General features: G+C 69.3%; 19 protein-coding genes. 8 read left to right on the top strand and 11 right to left on the bottom strand.

The features are described from left to right. The first annotated feature begins 30 nt into the window (after nt 1–30). Nucleotides 31–945, top strand: a complete 915-nt coding sequence (locus J2853_RS30735; protein ID WP_307564039.1) for an alpha/beta hydrolase — start codon at nt 31–33, stop codon at nt 943–945. Here the strand turns inward: J2853_RS30735 and J2853_RS30730 are convergent. After that, nucleotides 942–1,751, bottom strand: coding sequence for an SAM-dependent methyltransferase (locus tag J2853_RS30730; protein ID WP_307564037.1), 810 nt, complete (start codon nt 1,749–1,751; stop codon nt 942–944). The genes J2853_RS30735 and J2853_RS30730 overlap by 4 nt on opposite strands. Nucleotides 1,752–1,806: 55 nt before the next feature. Beyond that, on the bottom strand, nt 1,807–2,751 hold the full coding sequence (locus tag J2853_RS30725) for a ribose-phosphate diphosphokinase (RefSeq protein WP_307564035.1): 945 nt from the start codon (nt 2,749–2,751) through the stop codon (nt 1,807–1,809). 183 nt (nt 2,752–2,934) lie between these two features. Here J2853_RS30725 and J2853_RS30720 point away from each other — a divergent pair, with 183 nt between their 5' ends. Then, nucleotides 2,935–3,288 (top strand): hypothetical protein, encoded by a 354-nt coding sequence (locus J2853_RS30720; RefSeq protein ID WP_307564033.1) that lies wholly within the window; start codon nt 2,935–2,937, stop codon nt 3,286–3,288. Nucleotides 3,289–3,391: 103 nt separating this feature from the next. Here the strand turns inward: J2853_RS30720 and J2853_RS30715 are convergent, their stop codons facing one another. Beyond that, nucleotides 3,392–4,072 (bottom strand): response regulator, encoded by a 681-nt coding sequence (locus J2853_RS30715; protein WP_307568883.1) that lies wholly within the window; start codon nt 4,070–4,072, stop codon nt 3,392–3,394. Between the two features lie 245 nt (nt 4,073–4,317). Here J2853_RS30715 and J2853_RS30710 point away from each other — a divergent pair, with 245 nt between their 5' ends. Further along, entirely contained in the window at nt 4,318–4,566 is a 249-nt protein-coding gene (locus tag J2853_RS30710) for a cell division protein SepF (RefSeq protein ID WP_307564032.1), read from the top strand. Between the two features lie 160 nt (nt 4,567–4,726). Beyond that, nucleotides 4,727–5,290 (top strand): GNAT family N-acetyltransferase, encoded by a 564-nt coding sequence (locus tag J2853_RS30705; RefSeq protein WP_307564030.1) that lies wholly within the window; start codon nt 4,727–4,729, stop codon nt 5,288–5,290. Between the two features lie 551 nt (nt 5,291–5,841). On the opposite strand, the gene J2853_RS30700 is transcribed toward J2853_RS30705, so the two are convergent. The 5 genes from J2853_RS30700 to J2853_RS30680 form a co-directional block, all read right to left on the bottom strand. Then, a complete protein-coding gene (locus J2853_RS30700; RefSeq protein ID WP_307564028.1) occupies nt 5,842–6,582 on the bottom strand; it encodes a metallophosphoesterase family protein in 741 nt (246 codons plus the stop codon). 94 nt (nt 6,583–6,676) lie between these two features. Beyond that, a complete protein-coding gene (locus J2853_RS30695) occupies nt 6,677–8,149 on the bottom strand; it encodes a glycosyltransferase family 39 protein (protein WP_307564027.1) in 1,473 nt (490 codons plus the stop codon). Nucleotides 8,150–8,253: 104 nt separating this feature from the next. Next, entirely contained in the window at nt 8,254–8,790 is a 537-nt protein-coding gene (locus tag J2853_RS30690; protein ID WP_307564025.1) for an NUDIX hydrolase family protein, read from the bottom strand. Between the two features lie 151 nt (nt 8,791–8,941). Beyond that, nucleotides 8,942–10,441: a CehA/McbA family metallohydrolase domain-containing protein gene (locus tag J2853_RS30685; protein ID WP_307564023.1), complete on the bottom strand. Its 1,500-nt coding sequence runs from the start codon at nt 10,439–10,441 to the stop codon at nt 8,942–8,944. Nucleotides 10,442–10,607: 166 nt separating this feature from the next. Continuing rightward, complete coding sequence (locus J2853_RS30680) at nt 10,608–12,224, bottom strand: AMP-binding protein (protein ID WP_307564021.1); 1,617 nt, start codon at nt 12,222–12,224, stop codon at nt 10,608–10,610. 221 nt (nt 12,225–12,445) lie between these two features. On the opposite strand from J2853_RS30680, the gene J2853_RS30675 reads away from it, so the two are divergent. Continuing rightward, entirely contained in the window at nt 12,446–12,859 is a 414-nt protein-coding gene (locus tag J2853_RS30675) for a ribonuclease domain-containing protein (RefSeq protein ID WP_307564019.1), read from the top strand. Between the two features lie 8 nt (nt 12,860–12,867). After that, on the top strand, nt 12,868–13,245 hold the full coding sequence (locus tag J2853_RS30670) for a barstar family protein (protein ID WP_307564018.1): 378 nt from the start codon (nt 12,868–12,870) through the stop codon (nt 13,243–13,245). Between the two features lie 14 nt (nt 13,246–13,259). On the opposite strand, the gene J2853_RS30665 is transcribed toward J2853_RS30670, so the two are convergent. Beyond that, a complete protein-coding gene (locus J2853_RS30665; protein ID WP_307564016.1) occupies nt 13,260–13,829 on the bottom strand; it encodes a hypothetical protein in 570 nt (189 codons plus the stop codon). A gap of 227 nt (nt 13,830–14,056) precedes the next feature. Next, nucleotides 14,057–14,461 carry a nuclear transport factor 2 family protein gene (locus J2853_RS30660; RefSeq protein WP_307564014.1) on the bottom strand — a complete coding sequence of 135 codons (405 nt, stop codon included), beginning with the start codon at nt 14,459–14,461 and terminating at the stop codon, nt 14,057–14,059. On the opposite strand from J2853_RS30660, the gene J2853_RS30655 reads away from it, so the two are divergent. Next, nucleotides 14,460–15,164: a TetR-like C-terminal domain-containing protein gene (locus tag J2853_RS30655; protein ID WP_307564013.1), complete on the top strand. Its 705-nt coding sequence runs from the start codon at nt 14,460–14,462 to the stop codon at nt 15,162–15,164. The genes J2853_RS30660 and J2853_RS30655 overlap by 2 nt on opposite strands. A gap of 47 nt (nt 15,165–15,211) precedes the next feature. On the opposite strand, the gene J2853_RS30650 is transcribed toward J2853_RS30655, so the two are convergent. Next, a complete protein-coding gene (locus J2853_RS30650) occupies nt 15,212–15,742 on the bottom strand; it encodes an NUDIX hydrolase (protein WP_307564011.1) in 531 nt (176 codons plus the stop codon). On the opposite strand from J2853_RS30650, the gene J2853_RS30645 reads away from it, so the two are divergent. After that, nucleotides 15,741–16,394, top strand: coding sequence for a class I SAM-dependent DNA methyltransferase (locus tag J2853_RS30645; protein ID WP_307564009.1), 654 nt, complete (start codon nt 15,741–15,743; stop codon nt 16,392–16,394). The genes J2853_RS30650 and J2853_RS30645 overlap by 2 nt on opposite strands. The last annotated feature ends 160 nt before the right edge of the window (nt 16,395–16,554 follow it).

Raw genomic sequence — 16,554 nt, 5'->3', positions numbered from 1 at the left:
CACCCGACCGAACACGTGAAGGATGAGGACATGGACGACCGTGGGCGCGGAGGCATCCGCGAGGAGAAGGTCAGATTCGTCAGCGAGGGCGTCGAGCTGGTCGGCACGCTCCGGCTTCCCGAGGCCGGCGGGCCCGTGCCCGCCGTCGCCCTCACCGGGCCGTTCACCGGCGTCAAGGACCAGGTCGCCGGGGTGTACGCCGACCGGCTCGCCCGGGACGGCTTCGCCACCCTCGCCCTCGACCACCGCGGCTTCGGGGAGAGCGGGGGCCGGCGGGGACACGAGGACAGCCAGGGCAAGCTGGCCGACCTGCGGGCGGCGGTCGGCATGCTGGCGGCGCGGGATGAGGTCGACCCGGACCGGATCGGCCTGGTCGGGGTGTGCCTGGGGGGTGGATACGCGGTGCGCGCGGCCGCGGAGGACCCCAGGGTGAAGGCCGTGGCGGGCATCGCCGGCGCCTACAACAGCCCGGCGTGGTTCGCCCGGCAGATGGGACACGGTCCCTACCGGGCGGCACTCGCATCGTTCCTGGACCGCTACGACGAGTATCTGCCGGTGGTGGCCCCGTCCGGAGGCGAGGCCGCGATGGGGGGTGACGAGCCGTACGCCTACTACGGCACGGCCCGATCCGCCTCGTCACACTGGGAGAGCCGGGTGACGAGAGGATCGCTCCACTCGTTGATGACCTTCGACGCGCTCGGCGCCGCGCCGCTGCTCGCCGACACGCCCCTTCTCGTCGTCCACGGGAAGGCCGACGCCTACTGCTCGCCGGACCTCGCCGCGGAGTTGTACGAGAACACCGGCGGGGACAAGGAGATCGTCTGGCTGGACTGCGACCGGCACATCGATCTGTACGACGTGGAACCCCACGTCACCCAGGCGGCCGAGGCCACCACCGCCTTCCTGCGCCGCCTGTGGGGAAGGCCCGCCACCACGGACGTCTAACGGAGCAGACCCACGCCGCTGTATCCGTTGACGCCGGGGAGCCGGGGAAGGGCGGGCAGGTCCGTCTCCGGACGCCAGTCCTCGGTGGGCACCAGGCCGGGCTCCACGAGCTCGAATCCGTCGAAGAAGCGCAGGATCTCCGCCCGGGGACGGGGCGTCGCGGAACCCGCGGACGTACGGGTGTAGAGCTCGCGGCCCTCGCGCAGCTTGTCCTCGTCGAGGTCTCCGAAGGAGAGGTGGCTGATCACCATGCCGCTGCCGGGAGCCAGATGGTCCCGCAGGGTCGTGACGACGCTCTGGGCGACGTCGTCGGAGGGGATGAAGTGCAGCACGGCGAGCATGAGCAGGCCCACCGGCTGGTCGAAGTCGATGTGCTCGCGGATCCGCGGGTCATCGAGGATGGCCTTGGGATCTCTCAGGTCGCCGTCCACGACGATGGTCTGCCCGTTGTCCGCGAGAAGGGCGCGTCCGTGGGTGAGCACGATCGGGTCGTTGTCGACGTAGACGACACGGGCGTCGGGTGCCACGCGCAGGGCCACCTGATGCACGTTCTCCTGGGTGGGCAGGCCGGCGCCGATGTCGAGGAACTGGCGGACTCCCGCCTCCACCAGCAGGTTCACGGCACGGCTGAGGAAACGCCGATTGGCCTGGACGCCCTCCCTGACATTCGGCGTGAGCTCGATGAGCTTGTCGGCCGCCGCCCGATCGGAGGCGAAATTGTCCTTACCGCCGAGAAGGTAGTCATAGATGCGGGCAACGCTTGGAACGGTCGGATCGATCCCTGCCGGTGCCTGTTCCGTTTCCATTTATGCCGTCCTTTAATGGAGTAATCAGACTTGTATTATGACCCGTCCGCATGGGTCAGGGGGTGTCAAACAGAGCACTGACCGATTCGCCGTCGTGGATGCGGCGCATGGCCTCGGCCAGCGCGGGGGCGATCGACAGGATGCGAAGCTTGGAGCCGGGCTTGGCCTCGGGCAGGGGCACCGTATTGGTGCAGACGATCTCCTCGACATCGGGCTGGTCACCGAGGCGATCGATGGCTCCGTCGGTGAAGAGGCCATGGGTGCAGGCGATGCGTACCGAGTTGACCTTGCGTTCGCGGAGGCGGTCGAGAAGCTCGATGACCGTCGTGCCCTTGGCGATCTCGTCGTCCAGGACGATGACGTCCTTGCCCGCGACGTCACCGATGATCGAGCTGATGGTGACGCGGTCGTCGCTGAGCCGCTGCTTGGCGCCCATGGCGACGTCGACTCCCAGGAGGCGGGCGAAGGCCGCGGCCTCCTTGGCGTTTCCCAGGTCGGGGGAGACGATGACGGTATTGGAGAGGTCGTACTGACGGAAGTGCGAGGCCAGCTCGCGCAGGGCGTGCAGATGGTCGACCGGGACGCTGAAGAAACCGTGCACCTGGGGCGAGTGCAGGGTCATGGTCAGCACCCGGCCGGCTCCGGCGGCCACCAGGAGATCGGCGACCAGGCGCCCCCCGATGGAGATGCGCGGGGCGTCCTTCTTGTCCGATCGGGCGTAGGCGTAGTGGGGCATCACCACGGTCGTCCTGGCCGCCGAGGCCCCCCTGGCGGCGTCCAGCATGAGGAGCAGCTCGACGAGGTTCTCCTGAACCGGCGGAACAAGGGGCTGGATGAGAAACACGTCCCGTTCCCGGCAGTTGGCCTGTAGCTGCACCTCCAGGCAGTCGTTCGCGAAACGCTTGACCCGGACCGGATGGAGCGGCGTTTCGAGGTGAGAGCAGATTTCGGCGGCCAGTTCGGGGTGGGCACTACCGCTGAACACGGTGATGTCTCGCACGAGGCGCTCCTTGCTTGTGGACCGGTTCCGGATCGGCCAGGCGAGCGGAATGTTACCGGTGGCCCCCGCCCACCTCACCGCCGGTGTGGGGGGCGTAAGGGCATGACCGTCGTCATGAAATCCGGGCGGCGGACGCCGGTGCGAAGCGATTCGAACGAATCCGCCACGCGCCGATGAAAGGACATGGATTCAAAAGAACGTCGTTCAAAGGCGCTGCGCGACTTGTCGGACCTTGCGTCGTGGGCGGTGCCGGGCCGAATCGGTGATCGGGGCGAAGGAGATGACGTGTCCGCCATTGATCCGGACTCCTTATATCCCCGCCTGCCCTCGAAATCGCCGAGGGTTTCCTGGTGGCGGATGCCGTTCACGGCCGACACATGGCGAAGAACGCTTTATGCCCTGCTGGTGCTTCCGGTGGCGATCGTCTTCGCGACTCCCTGGGTCGTCAGGGGCATCACGCACGCGCAGGGGAGTCTGCTCCGCCGGATGCCGGGCACCGCGGACCGGGGCCCAGCCGCGCGCACGCCGTCCGTCTGATCGCGACCGCCGCGGAGTCGGCGCGACGGCCGAATCCTCCGGCCGGCTCTCACGCGCCGGAGGACATGGGGACGGGCGTCGCCGAGAGCCATGCGGGAGGGACTCACTCTCCGGGAAGGATGAGACCGGACTCGTAGGAGCGGATCACGGCCTGGACGCGGTCGCGCAGGCCGAGTTTGGACAGCACGTTGCTCACGTGGGTCTTCACGGTGTGCTCGCTGACGACGAGGTGTGCGGCGATCTCCGCGTTGGAGAGCCCGCGGCCGAGCAGCTCCAGCGTCTCCTTCTCCCGGACGGTGAGTACGTCCAGTCCGGTGGGCGCGGGTTGTCGCCGTGGCCCTTTGCTCACCATGTCGCTGATCAGGCGCCGGGTGATCGAGGGCGAGAGCAGCGACTCCCCTGCGGCGACCACCTGTACGGCGTGCACGAGGTCGGCGCGGCGCACGTCCTTGAGCAGGAAGCCGCTGGCCCCCGCGTGCAGGGCGTCGTAGACGTAGTCGTCCTGGTCGAACGTGGTGAGCATGAGCACCCGGCACGTGGTCTCCGCGCACACCACGGTCGCCGCCTCGATGCCGTTCATACGCGGCATGCGGATGTCGAGGAGGAGGACGTCGGGCTGATGTTCGCGTACGGCCGCGACGGCGGTGTGCCCGTCGTCCGCCTCGGCGACCACCTGGATGTCCGGCTGGGCGTCGAGGATCATCGCGAAGCCGCCGCGGATCAGTTCCTGGTCGTCGGCGACCACCACCCGGATCGGTCCGTCGCCGACCGCACTGCCGTGCATGCTCATCGAATGCTCCTTACGAGCGATCCGCCACGCGATCGTGACGGTCATCGGCAGAGGGTAAACGGTCGTCGGCGGAGAGCCGCGGGTGCCCCAGCGGATCCGGGAACATCTGACGTGGCTGCCACCGTCCGCACATGAACCGGCGACGTCGGCCACCGCCGGGGAGAGGCCCGGAACCGGGACAACGCGCTGGGCACGTCAATGAGATGGAACTGCCGGCGCTGAGCGGGGAGACTGGTGCGGTGTTCAAGACACTCTGTCCTCAGACCTACAACGAGGCGCTCTACGTCGGGCACTACTTCCGTACGGGGGTCCCCGTGGTGATGGACCTCACCAAGATGCCGAACGGCGAGGCCAAGCAGTTCGTCGACTTCGCCGCCGGCCTGGTGTTCGGCAGGGGCGGGGATATGGACCGTCTGGCTCCAAGGGTGTTCTTGCTGATGCCCCGGGGAACGGCCGGCCGCGGATCGGACGTCGGCGAGGTGCGGTGAACGGAGGGCCGGGTGGCGGCGGGCCCGGTGTGAGGGTGCCCGGTGTGAGGGTGCCCGGTGTGAGGGTGCTCTGTGCGAGGGTGCCCGGTGTGGTGGCGCGGTGCGGTGGCGCGGTTTATACGGTGGCCGGCCGATCGGCGGATTCGATACGTTGCGGCACATGACGATCTTCCTTGAGACCGGGCGTCTGACGCTGCGCCGCTTCACCGAGGCCGACGAGGACGATCTGGTCGAGCTCGACGCTGACCCCGCGGTCATGCGTTTCCTCAACGGAGGCAGGGCCACCCCCCGCGAAGAGATCCGAGACAGGGTCCTGCCGGCGTTCCTCGGGTACTACAGCCGGTTCAAGGGGTTCGGCTTCTGGGCGGCGGTGGAGAAATCCACCGGCCGGTTCCTGGGCTGGTTCCACTTCCGGCCACGGCTGGAGGAGCCGAAGGACGGCGAGATCGAGCTCGGCTACCGGTTGCGCGCGTCCGCCTGGGGCAGGGGCTACGCCACCGAGGGGTCGCGTGCGCTGATCGGCAAGGGCTTCACCGAACTGGGCGTGGAGCGGGTGTTCGCGGAGACGATGGCCGTCAACCTCGGTTCCCGGCGGGTGATGGAGAAGTGCGGCCTGACGCTGGTGCGCACCTTCCATCAGGACTGGCCGGACGCCATCGAGGGTTCCGAACACGGAGAGGTCGAGTACGCGCTGACCAAGGCCGACTGGGAGGCGCGTCCCTGAGGTTCTCCGGACCGGGCGGGGAAACGCCCCCGGTGGGAGAACGGCCGAATGCCGGGTGACCGATACGGCGGTGCCGGCAGGCGTGCCGACGACCCCGGTTTACAAATGGAACCAGTGAATGCGACGGCACGAGGCGCATACAAAGCAGGTCGCACTGCGATTGGCCCAGTCAAGGTTGAAGAATGTCATCCCCGTGGTCTGAAGCTTCCACTGGAATGAATCGAAGAGCTGATTTTCGCACGTGTCACAACTCAGGTTTTGGCCATTGGGAAGCGTGACTGGCTCAGGCATGCCAATAATGCTAGCCACATTTCTTGGATTACGCGGTCCCCGTGCGTTCCGACGCACGACCCGGAATCACCTCGGCTCGTCGGCCGCCCACGGGTCCGGCGACCCGCGGGCCGTCGGCCCTTCGCCCGGCACCCGCTCCGGTCGCGCGAGCCGGTTGTCGTCCGGCTCTCACCCCGCCCGGCCCTTGGACACCGGCGCCTCGCGCTCGCGGCCCTTCATCGCCGCGGCCGGCCCGGCCTTTCACCGGCGGCGGGAGCTCTCTAACGGGCCAGGCCGGTGCGCAGCTGCCCGGCGACGTCCGGACGGCCGTTGCTCTCGGCCAGCATCGCCGCGGCCTCCCAGTCGTAATTCACGGCCAGGAGCTCGGCCTCCCAGCGTCCGCTCGCATCGTCGACGATCGCGTAGCGGGCGTGCGGGGTGCCCGACTCCATGACGTGCGGGTACGGCTGGTCATCGTCGTAAGCGGGCCAGCCCGCGCTCCCGGGATTGACGACGAGCGCCCCCGTGCTGAGCCGTACCCGCCGCTGCAGGTGGGTGTGGCCGCAGAGGAGAAGCGGCCACGTCGCGTACTCGCCGAGCCTCGCCGTGACCTCCTCCTCGGTGGCGGGCCTGGCGCCGTCCTGCTCGACGGTGTCGAGCAGGTAGACGAGGTCGTCGTACGGACTGCCGTGGAAGGCCAGCACGCCGGGCACGATCTCGGCGGTCAGCGGCAGGGAGGCGAACCAGGCACGGTGGGCTTCGGTGAGCTGGTCGTGGGCGAGCCGGTCCGACCTGGACATCCGCTCGTAGGGGTTCTGAAGGACCTGGCGTTCGTGGTTGCCGCGCACGCTGACCTGGCCGAGCTCCATCAGCCGGTCGGCCGTCGCCCCGGGGGCCAGGCCGCCGGAGACCATGTCGCCGAGGTTGACCACCACGTCGGCACCGCGTTCCGCGATGTCGGCGAGCACAGCCTCCAGAGCCGGGAGGTTGCCGTGAAGATCGGAGATAACCGCGATACGCATGGCGGGCAGGTTACTCCCATCGGGGCGGGTCCGGTCCTACCGGGGCGGGCATGGAACAGGCGGCGGCCGGGCGATCCTCGCCCTTGAAGGTGTCTCAGTTCGACGCGTCGCTCTCGTCGCCGACCGGCGTGCGGACGTAGAGGCCGATCCACGAATACCCGAAGTCGTCGGTGGACCTCAGGGTGAAATCGCGGTCACCCATGAGGGCCAGGTAGCGCTCGTCGTCCTCCACGAAGGCGCTGTTCTGGTGTTTTCTGCCGCCGGTGACCACCCAGACGCGCTCGACGCCGTCCAGGGCGGCCCTGAGCTGCGCCCCGGTTCTCGGCGTGGTCTGACCGGGAGCGTAGGTGAGATCGCGCAGGTTCCGGTACGCGTCCTCGTACACGGCGGCGAACAGGCGCCAGTGCGCGCCCACGTAGAGCACGGCGTCTCCGGGGTGCTCCTTGGCCAGCAGGGCGGCCGCCATGCCGCGCAGATCGTCGGGCCGGGTGTTCGGCTCGCGGATCGTCAGGTGCGCCGGGACGGTCAGCGCCGCGATGAGGACCAGCCCGGCCCAGGGGAGCGCCCGGGGCCGCAGGGCGTTCAGGCCCGCCCCCGCGAGCAGCGCCATGGCGGGGACGGCGAAGAGCACGTACCTCGGGCTGTAGACCGGATAGATCTGCGAGACGACCATGGACACGAACGGCAGCAGCGCCCAGGGCAGCGCGACCCTGGTCAGCCGCCCGCCCGCGAACGCCCCGAAGATCATGAGGGCGACCATGGGCAAAGCCACCCACGCGTTGCCCGCGAGCTCCTGTCCGAACGTGGAGACGTCGGAGAGCCCCGGCGACGTCAACCACGACAGCTGGGCCTCGCGCTGCCCGGCCGTGAGGAGCGCGAGCGGGGCGATTCCGGCCCCGGCCACGACCAGCGCGCCGGCGAACCTCGCGATCTCCGGGCGGGGCGGCGCCGTCGGCGCGACGTCACGGCGGCGCCACAGGAGCACCGTCACCACGTGCGCGACGACCAGGAGCAGGGCGTAGACGTGGAACCAGCCGAGCAGCACCAGGCCGGCCGCGTAGCCCAGGTACCACCGGAGGCTCGATCGCCGCGCCGCCTCGACCAGCACGCATGTGGTCAGTACGGCCACCGCCGTCACGATGGCGTAGCTGCGGACCTCCTGGGCGTACCGGCTCACCATCGGCAGCGTGGCGTAGAACAACCCGGCGAGAAGGCCCACCCTCGGGGTGGCGAGTTTCCCGCCCAGGAGCGCGATGCCGTACGCGGCGACGGCTGTGGCGACGACCGAGGGCAGGCGCATGGCCAGTTCGCCGGTCGAGATCGCGGCGATCGGCCGGAGCAGGAGATAGTAGAGCGCGTGCACCCGGTCGATGCTGTCGAGCAGGTTCCACAGGTCACCGAGGGGCATCGAGGCGGCCATCACGCTGACCGACTCGTCCCGCCAGAACGAGGGCGTGGTGATGCTCCAGAGGCCGATCAGGGTCGCCGCCACCGCCGGAATCACCTCCGGCAGACGGGATCGGGCACGTCGCCGAACCCTGGTCGTCTCCGCAACGTCCATCGTCATCGGGCTATTTCACACCATTGACGAGACTGCTGCGGTACTCGTCCCGCGTCGACGGGGCCGGACGACCGCCGAGGCGCTCGGCCGTCCGCCGGGCCGCCGGCCGTTCAGGAAAGGCGGCCGACGTGTGCGAGGGCCTGCTTCAGCAGGACTCCCTGCCCGCCGGGCATCTCCTGCTGCACCAGCGGAGAGGAGGCCTCCTCCGGCGTGAACCAGACGAGGTCGAGGGCGTCCTGGCGGGGGCGGCAGTCACCGGCCACCGGGACGACGTAGGCCAGGGACACGGCGTGCTGGCGCGGATCGTGGTACGGCGTGACGCCCGGCGTCGGGAAGTACTCGGCGACGGTGAACGGCTGCGGGGAGGCCGGGATATGGGGCAGCGCCACGGGACCGAGGTCTTTCTCCAGGTGGCGCAGCAGCGCGTCGCGGACACGCTCGTGGTGAAGGACCCGCCCGGAGACCAGGGCCCGGCTGACCGTCCCGTCCGATGCGATGCGCAGCAGCAGGCCGACGTGGGTCACCACGCCGGTGTCGTCGACGCGCACCGGCACGGCGTCGACGTAGAGGATCGGCATCCGCCCCCGTACCGACTCCAGTTCTTCAGGAGCGAGCCACCCAGGTACGGTTTCGGTCTTATCGATCATCTCCCGATCGTACTTCCCGGTCGGCCGTCGTGGAGGGAACGGGGGCGGCCGGGTCGCGCCGCGGGCGCGGCTCCGATCGAACCGGACATCGAACCGGACGCGATGACCGGGCGGCCCCCCTCGCGGGGAGGGAGGCCGACCGGTCGGAGGACTAGCGAAGCTCGACGAAAACGGGGTTGGAGTAGAACCACAGGTCGTCCCAGGGGCTCTCCTTGCCGTCGGCGAGGGGCTCGGCCTCATCGGTGCTCGTGCCGCGCACGCGAGCGTAGAGGTCGCCGTCCACGTCGCGCAGGGTGTAGCGGATGACGTAGTCCTTGCCCTGCTTGCGCCAGTCGCGGGGGCCGAAGCGGGCCACGACCTTCGTGGTGGGGTTGGTGTCGGCGTCGAGGTTGGAGCTGACGCCGGTGACCTTGCCGACGATCAGGTCGACACGCCTGACCTCCGGACGCTCGTCGTTGCCGTTCTTGCCGTCCAGCGGCCGGAACTTGATCTCGATGTCGACGTCGGTGCGGTTGCGGCGGTTCACGGTGAGGGTCTCGCCCATGGCCGCGTCACTGCCCTGGTTGCTCAGCGTGAGGTCGAGGCTGGTGATCAGGTCACCGGTGCCGACCCAGATGCGCCCGTTGCGAAGGCCGTCCATGATGTCGGCGTAGTCCTGCCTGGCCAGCACGTGGGTCTTGCTGTACTCGCCCGGCCAGAAGTCGGAGCCACCGCGCGTCCAGTGCACGTGCGAGTCCGAGGTGGCGGTGATCCACCAGCGGCGGCCCTCGCCGAGCAGCGAGTCCCACAGGCCGCCGACGCGGGCCGTCATCTGGTCGAAGCCGCCGTAGGTCGGGTGGCTGCCGTACGACCCGCGCGCGCCGCCGTTGAGCGGGGCCGCCTGGTGACCGGGAGCGCCCTCGAAGCCGACGTAGATCTCCGGGGCGGCGTTGTTGCCGTTACGGAACTCACGGGGAGTGTCCTGCCCGTAGACGCCGAGGCCGGTCGCCGAGCGGGAGGCGTGGTGAGCGATCACCAGCGGCTGCCGGGGCATGCCCCTCGCGGCCTTCAGGAACTCGACCATCTTGGCCTCGGTGTCGCGGCCGGGGTCGGCGGGGAAGGGGTCGAGCTTGGCGAACCGGCTCTCCAGCTCGAACAGCTGCTGCGCCTCGTCCGCGTGGTGAGGGATCATCAGCGTGTGGTGGTCCAGCGCCGGGGCGTCGAACTCCATTCCCCAGAACTGCAGTACCTCGGGCACCATCACGCGCGAGCGCAGGAGGTCGGGGTAGGCCTGCTCAAGGTTGACCTTCGAGTGCGTCGGGCCGCCGTGGTCGGTGCACATCGCCCAGGTGAGGCCGAAGTACTTGGCCATGATCGCGTTGGTGACGATCGGGTAGACGGCGTCGCCGCCCTTGGTGAACTTCGGCGGGTTCGTCTTCGTGTCGAACGAGCCGCTGTACTCCGAGTGCACGTGGTGGTCGCCGGCGCGCCACACGCGGCCGCGGGAGTCGCTGGGCTTCCCGTGCTGACGGTCGTCGTCGTCCGCCCACGCCGGAGTGCCGGTCACCATCGGGCTCGCGGCGACCAGCGTCGCTCCGAGACCGGCGTACTTGACCAACTGGCGCCGCGAGACCGTCGAGCGCTCGGGATCCTCGATATTTTTGTCTTTCACGATGAAGCCTTCCGTACGTCACTTCAAGAGGGTGCCGGCGGGTCAGTCTCGAAGAGCGCGCTGAACGCAACATGAACGGCGGTCGGGCTGATCGAAAACAAACGGACTTACCCTCGAATCGCCGCTGCGCAGGGGCTTCCGGCGTCCGGTCGCCGTCCGGACCCGATCAGGCGTTCCGGATCTCCGCGGCGGAGCGCAGACCGAGGACGTCGACGGCGCTCTCGCGCATCTCGACCTTGCGGATCTTCCCGGTCACCGTCATCGGGAATCCCTCGACCAGATGGACGTAGCGCGGGATCTTGTAGTGCGCGAGCCTTCCGTCGCAGAACTCCCGTACGGCCTCGGCGGTCAGGGGCCGGGTTCCGGGCCGCATCACGATCCATGCCATGAGCTCCTCGCCGTACCTCTCGTCCGGCACGCCGATCACCTGGACGTCGGCGATGTCCGGGTGGCCGTAGAGGAACTCCTCGATCTCTCGCGGGTAGACGTTCTCGCCGCCACGGATGATCATGTCTTTGATTCTTCCGACGACGTTCACGTATCCGTCGGCGTCCATGGTGGCGAGGTCGCCGGTGTGCATCCAGCGGGCGGCGTCGACGGCCTCCGCCGTCTGGTCGGCCGCGTTCCAGTAGCCCAGCATCACGGAGTATCCCCTGGTGCACAGCTCCCCGGACTCCCCGCGTCTCACCGTCAGGCCCGTCGCGGGATCGACGATCTTGATCTCGACGTGCGGCATGGCCGTGCCCACCGTCTCCGTACGGCGGGCCAGGCTGTCGTCGGACCGGGTCATCGTGGAGACCGGCGAGGTCTCCGTCATGCCGTAGCAGATGGCGACCTCGGTCATGTTCATCTCCGTGACGACCCGCTTCATGATCTCCACGGGGCAGGGGGAGCCCGCCATGATGCCGGTGCGCAGGCTCGACAGGTCGAACTCGCCGAACCCGCCGAGACCGAGTTCGGCGATGAACATCGTGGGGACGCCGTACAGGGAGGTGCAGCGTTCCCGCTCCACGGCCCGCAGTGTCGCCTCGGGGTCGAAACCGGGAGCCGGGATCACGATGCACGACCCGTGTGACGTCGCGCCGAGATTGCCCATCACCATGCCGAAGCAGTGGTAGAAGGGCACCGGGACGCAGACGCGGTCGGTCTCGTCGTAGTGGATCAGCTCGCCGACGAAGTAGCCGTTGTTGAGGATGTTGTGGTGCGAGAGCGTCGCGCCCTTGGGAAATCCCGTGGTGCCCGACGTGTACTGGATGTTGATGGGATCGTCGAACGCGAGGTCCGCCATGCGCTCGCGGACGGGAGCGGTGTCCCCTTCGGCGAACAGGGCGTCCCAGCTCGGTTCGCCGATGTAGACGACGTCGCCGAACCCGATCTCCTCAAGGGTCGCGCGGTAGTCGTTCGTCCGGTGTCGCACCGCGCTGACGAGCAGCCGCACGCCGGACTGGTCGAGGACGTACTTCAGTTCGTGGCCGCGGTACGCCGGATTCACATTGACGAGAATCGCGCCGATCTTGGCGGTGGCGTACTGCACGAGCACCCATTCGGCGCAGTTGGGCGCCCAGATGCCGACCCGGTCGCCCTTCGCGACGCCGCGGCCCAGCAGGCCGAGCGCGAGCCGGTCGACGTCCGCGTCGAGCCGGGCATAGGTCCAGCGGCGGCCGGTGGCCACGTCGACGAGCGCCTCCCGGTCTCCGAAGCGGGCCACGGTCCGCTCCAGGTTCTCGCCGATCGTCTCGCCCAGGAGAGCGATGCCGGAGACGCCAGATGAGTACGCGCGCATGACAGAACCTCCACCTCCATAGATCTCATGGATTCGGCGCCGGGGATAGGGGCGGCGGACTCCCTGACAACGCGGGGTCCGGCACGGTGTCCCCGTCGCGGCGCCGGTCAGGTGTCGCGAAAAGTTCACCGTACCTTTGGTGATCTTTGCCTTTACCTGACCGCGTTCGGGCGAGGATCCTGACGGGTGTCTGTCACTCACACCCCTCGCATGGAGGCTTCGTGCACACCCTGCAACGCCCCCGCCCCTTCTGGCCGGCACGGCTCATCGTCATGCTCGCCGCCATCGTCTCCCTGACCGGCGTCGTCGGCATCACCCCCGCCGACGCGTCGGTCATCAACTCCTGCACCATCTCACGGTGCGCCGACGCGCGCTCGGCCAAGGCGACCTGGTCTTCCAAGGGTTACCCCACCAGCGCCGGCTGGTACACCTGGTCCGGAGGCAAGTACAACTACACCGGAGGGCGCTTCCAGAACCGCGAGGGTCAGCTTCCCAGCGGCGGGACCTACTACGAGTACGACGTGTACCCCCGGACGCGGGGTGCCGCGCGTGACGCGTACCGGATCGTCGTCAACCGCAGCACCGGCGTGACCTGGTTCTCGCCGAACCACTACACCGACTTCTACAGGCTCTAAGGACTCCCATGACATCCGCCGCACGTCCGCTGCCGCAATGGCTGGCGGTGTCCACCAGTCCCGCGCCGGCGGTCGTCGACGGACGCGCGTGCAAGACCCGCGCCGCCTTCTTCGAGGAGGTGGCGCGGGTTCTGCGCCTGCCCGGCTACTTCGGCCGCAACTGGGACGCACTCGCCGACTCCCTGCGCGACGTGACCCGCGCCGGGAACGTCGCCCTGATCGTGGAGCACGCCGAGGAACTGCTCGGCGCGGAGCCCCCCGAGCAGTTCACCGCCCTGCTGTCCGTTCTGGCGGACGCCGCCGGCACCGGGCTGACCGTGACGTTGTGCACCGACCCCGGTCACGAGGCCCTGCTCCGCCGCCAGGTCGCCGCCGCCCTGGCGTGACCGGTCGCGCGGATCTAGAAGCGGCGGCACTGGTCTTCCTTGTCGCCGCCGACGGAGTTCTTTCCACCGGTCGGCTTCGAGCGGTTCTCCTTGCACTGCAGGTCGCCCTTGACCGCGTTGCGGTGGATCTGCGCGCCGCCGCGGTTGCCGACCACCTGGATGTTGCCGCCGACCCGGTTGTCGTTGACCCGCAGGTAGCGGCGGTTGGCGTCAAGCTGGATGTCACCGTTGATCCGCGACGAGGTCACCGTGGCGGCGTTGCCCTGCTTCACCTGGACGCTGCCGCGCACCGTCGAGCCGCCGGTCACCGACACGGCACGGGCGCCCTCGGCCTGGACGTTGCCGTCGACGTTCACCTTGCGGGCCGTCAGGGTGGCATTCCGCTCCACCTTGACGTTGCCCTTCACTCTGGTGCCGACGAGGGTGCAACTCGCGCCCTTCGGCACGCGGATGTCGTCGACGGTCACGGCGCGGATGGTGCCCCGGCAGGAACGCTCGTCCGCGAACGCCGGGGTGGCCACGGTCAGCCCGCCGAAGACGGTACCGAGGACGGCTCCGGCCAGCGTCAGCTTGATCTTGTTCATGTCGCACCCTCCGTCAGCTTCGGCTCGGGCTGTCTGCCCGGCCATACGAAGGATTTCGACCGGCGGTGAGGGCTCGGTGAGACGAACGTTAACGTTCTCTCATCCGAGCTCTCATCCGGGCTCTCATCCGGGCGCGGTGAATCCTCGCCGACCCGACGGCCCGGTCGTGAGGGGCGTCCCCGGCACCCGTCGAGCGACCGGACCCGGCCGCCGCGGAGACCGGCGGCTCACAGGAAGAGGTCGCCCTCCGGCTCGTGATGGCCGTCGGCGATGTGCCAGTAGTCGCGGGCCTCGACGACCAGCCCGTCCTCGTCGAACCGTACGGCCGCGCACCCGGCGAGGGTGACCGGCTTGTCCCCTTCGTTCTCGACGAGGAAGGCGCGGTACTCCACGAACGCCCGGTCGCCGTCGACGATCGGGCTTCCGAAGCGCACGTCGGTGGCGCGTTCGCTGACGAACGACCATCGAATGTAGTCCAGCAGCCCCGTCCGGCCCTGATGGACGGGCCGGAACGGCATCGAGCGATGTGTGCAGCCGCCGGCGTAGAGGGCGCCGAGCAGATCCACGTCGTGCGCCGTCCAGCCGCGCTCCCACGTCTGGGCGAACCGTTCCGCCGCTTCCCGAGTGTCCATGAGTCCATCCTCGCTCACGACGATCCCCGCCGGGGCGATCCGCCTCCTGGGCGGGCCGGCGGTCGTCGTCGGTCACTCCTTCGCCGGAGGCGCGGCCACCATCGCGGCGGCGCTGGATCCGGAGCTGGTCAGCGCCATCGTCGAGATCGCCCCGTTCACCCGGGCCCAGAAGCCGGACCTGGGCGGCCTGCTGCGCAACGGCCGGCACCGCAAGGGCATCGCCCTGCTCATGGTCACCGGGATGCTGCGCAGCGTGGGGCTGTGGATGCGCTACCTCGACCACGCCTACCCCGGGGCCAAGCCCGCCGACTACGACGAGTCCATGGCCGCGCTGGAGAGGGCGCTGCGCCGGCCGGGCCGGATGGCCGTGGTCAGCAGGATGGGCACGTCCGCCCCGACCGACGCGGGCGCCCAGCTCCCGAACCTCCGCGTCCCCGCGCTGGTCCTCGTGGGCACCCTCGACCCCGACTGGGCCGATCTGACCGCGGTGGGCGGGCGGCTGGTCGACATCGTGCTCGCCACGCTTCGCGCGTACGGGCTGGAAGGGGCGGACGCCATCCACGCGACGAGGTGCCTGCGCGCGGCCGTCCACGGCTTCGCCGTCCTGGAGGCCGCGGGTGGCTTCGGGCTCCCCTTCGACCTGGACGACAGCTACGAACTGCTGGCAAAAATGATCATCGCGGGGCTGCCGAAGCCCGCGTAGGGCCACGCAGGCACTTCCACCGGGGACGCCGAGGTCCGGCCGAGGGGTCAGGCCAGGAGGTCCGATGCCCTGAGGTCGTCGAAGATCAGCTGATCCACCGGGGACACCCGGTCGCGGTCGGCGTAGGACAGCCAGCGGACCTCTTCGATCTCGCTGCTCGGGGTGAGCGTGCCGCGATAGTCGCCGGTGTAGCAGGTCATGCGGACCAGCAGGCCCTCCGGATGACCGTGGGCCTGAGCCTCGTAGGTGCCGAGACGGGCGACGGTCTCCGGCAGGATCGCCACGGTGAGCTCCTCCTCGACCTCCCGTGCCAGCGTCTCGGCGTCGCTCTCTCCGGTCTCCCGCTTGCCGCCGGGAATGTAGTAGACGTCCTTGCCCCGCGAGCGCGTGCTGAGGATCCTGCCGTCTTCCAGGCGCACCCACGCCACCTTGTCGATGACCTTGGACATCGCGCCGCCTCCCCGCTCCCACGTCTGCCTGACCTCGGCGCATCCTATCGAGGGCGGGTCCGCCCGCAGGTCGGCCGTACCCGGAACGGGGAGGAGACGACGAGAGCGACGGGCTACGGTGATCCGCATGACCGAGCTCCCCTACCTGAACGCCATCCGGATGTCCTACGACACCGTCGCCGTCGACTACGCGGAACGCTACGGAACCGCGCTTGCGAGCATGCCGCTGAGCCGCGCGATGCTGGCCGCGTTCGCCGAACTCGTACAGGCCGCCGGGGGTGGGCCGGTCGCCGACATCGGCTGCGGGCCCGGCCATGTGACGGCGCACCTGGACGCGCTGGGAGTGCCGGCGTTCGGCGTCGACCTTTCGCCCGGGATGGTCGAGGTGGCCCGGCGCAGGCACCCGGGCCTGCGGTTCGGCGAGGGTTCGATGACCGCGCTGGATCTCAAGGACGGCGAACTGGGCGGAGTCCTCGCCTGGTGGTCGACCCACCACATCCCGTGGGAGCAACTGCCGGTGGTGTACGCCGAGTTCCACCGGACGCTGGCGCCGGGCGGCTACCTGTTGCTGGGGACTCACGTCGGAGATGAGCACCTGCGTCCGCAGCAGGGGTACGGCCACCCGGTGTCCTACGAGTCCTACCTGCTGCCGCCCGACCGCATCGCCGAACTGCTCACCGAGGCCGGGTTCGTCGTCACCGCGCGACTGCTGGAGGAGCCCCGCGAGGGACAGAAGAGGCAGCAGGTCTGCCTGCTGGCCCGCAAGCCCGAACGGCCGTGACCGGCGGCGGGCAGGCGGGCGGTGCGCGGGGGAGGGGGCGCCTTTTCGCGGGCGGAGGAACCCATCGGCTTTCCGGGGCCACCGTGAGCAGGGCGCGCGCCTTTATGGCTCGACTTTTCGGAAGGCGATATTACAGGATTCGGTAATCCCTGTAAACGGT

The organism is Streptosporangium lutulentum, assembly GCF_030811455.1.
GTDB lineage: Bacteria > Actinomycetota > Actinomycetes > Streptosporangiales > Streptosporangiaceae > Streptosporangium > Streptosporangium lutulentum.
This window is presented reverse-complemented; position numbering and strand designations above follow the sequence as displayed.

Bases quoted from the DNA above. Each gene is read 5' to 3' on its own strand.
- J2853_RS30735 (WP_307564039.1), top strand. From the start codon at position 31: ATGGACGACCGTGGGCGCGGAGGCATCCGCGAGGAGAAGGTCAGATTC.
- J2853_RS30730 (WP_307564037.1), bottom strand. From the start codon at position 1,751: ATGGAAACGGAACAGGCACCGGCAGGGATCGATCCGACCGTTCCAAGC.
- J2853_RS30720 (WP_307564033.1), top strand. From the start codon at position 2,935: ATGGATTCAAAAGAACGTCGTTCAAAGGCGCTGCGCGACTTGTCGGAC.
- J2853_RS30715 (WP_307568883.1), bottom strand. From the start codon at position 4,072: ATGCACGGCAGTGCGGTCGGCGACGGACCGATCCGGGTGGTGGTCGCC.
- J2853_RS30705 (WP_307564030.1), top strand. From the start codon at position 4,727: ATGACGATCTTCCTTGAGACCGGGCGTCTGACGCTGCGCCGCTTCACC.
- J2853_RS30700 (WP_307564028.1), bottom strand. From the start codon at position 6,582: ATGCGTATCGCGGTTATCTCCGATCTTCACGGCAACCTCCCGGCTCTG.
- J2853_RS30695 (WP_307564027.1), bottom strand. From the start codon at position 8,149: ATGACGATGGACGTTGCGGAGACGACCAGGGTTCGGCGACGTGCCCGA.
- J2853_RS30690 (WP_307564025.1), bottom strand. From the start codon at position 8,790: ATGATCGATAAGACCGAAACCGTACCTGGGTGGCTCGCTCCTGAAGAA.
- J2853_RS30680 (WP_307564021.1), bottom strand. From the start codon at position 12,224: ATGCGCGCGTACTCATCTGGCGTCTCCGGCATCGCTCTCCTGGGCGAG.
- J2853_RS30670 (WP_307564018.1), top strand. From the start codon at position 12,868: ATGACATCCGCCGCACGTCCGCTGCCGCAATGGCTGGCGGTGTCCACC.
- J2853_RS30665 (WP_307564016.1), bottom strand. From the start codon at position 13,829: ATGAACAAGATCAAGCTGACGCTGGCCGGAGCCGTCCTCGGTACCGTC.
- J2853_RS30655 (WP_307564013.1), top strand. From the start codon at position 14,460: ATGAGTCCATCCTCGCTCACGACGATCCCCGCCGGGGCGATCCGCCTC.
- J2853_RS30660 (WP_307564014.1), bottom strand. From the start codon at position 14,461: ATGGACACTCGGGAAGCGGCGGAACGGTTCGCCCAGACGTGGGAGCGC.
- J2853_RS30645 (WP_307564009.1), top strand. From the start codon at position 15,741: ATGACCGAGCTCCCCTACCTGAACGCCATCCGGATGTCCTACGACACC.
- J2853_RS30650 (WP_307564011.1), bottom strand. From the start codon at position 15,742: ATGCGGATCACCGTAGCCCGTCGCTCTCGTCGTCTCCTCCCCGTTCCG.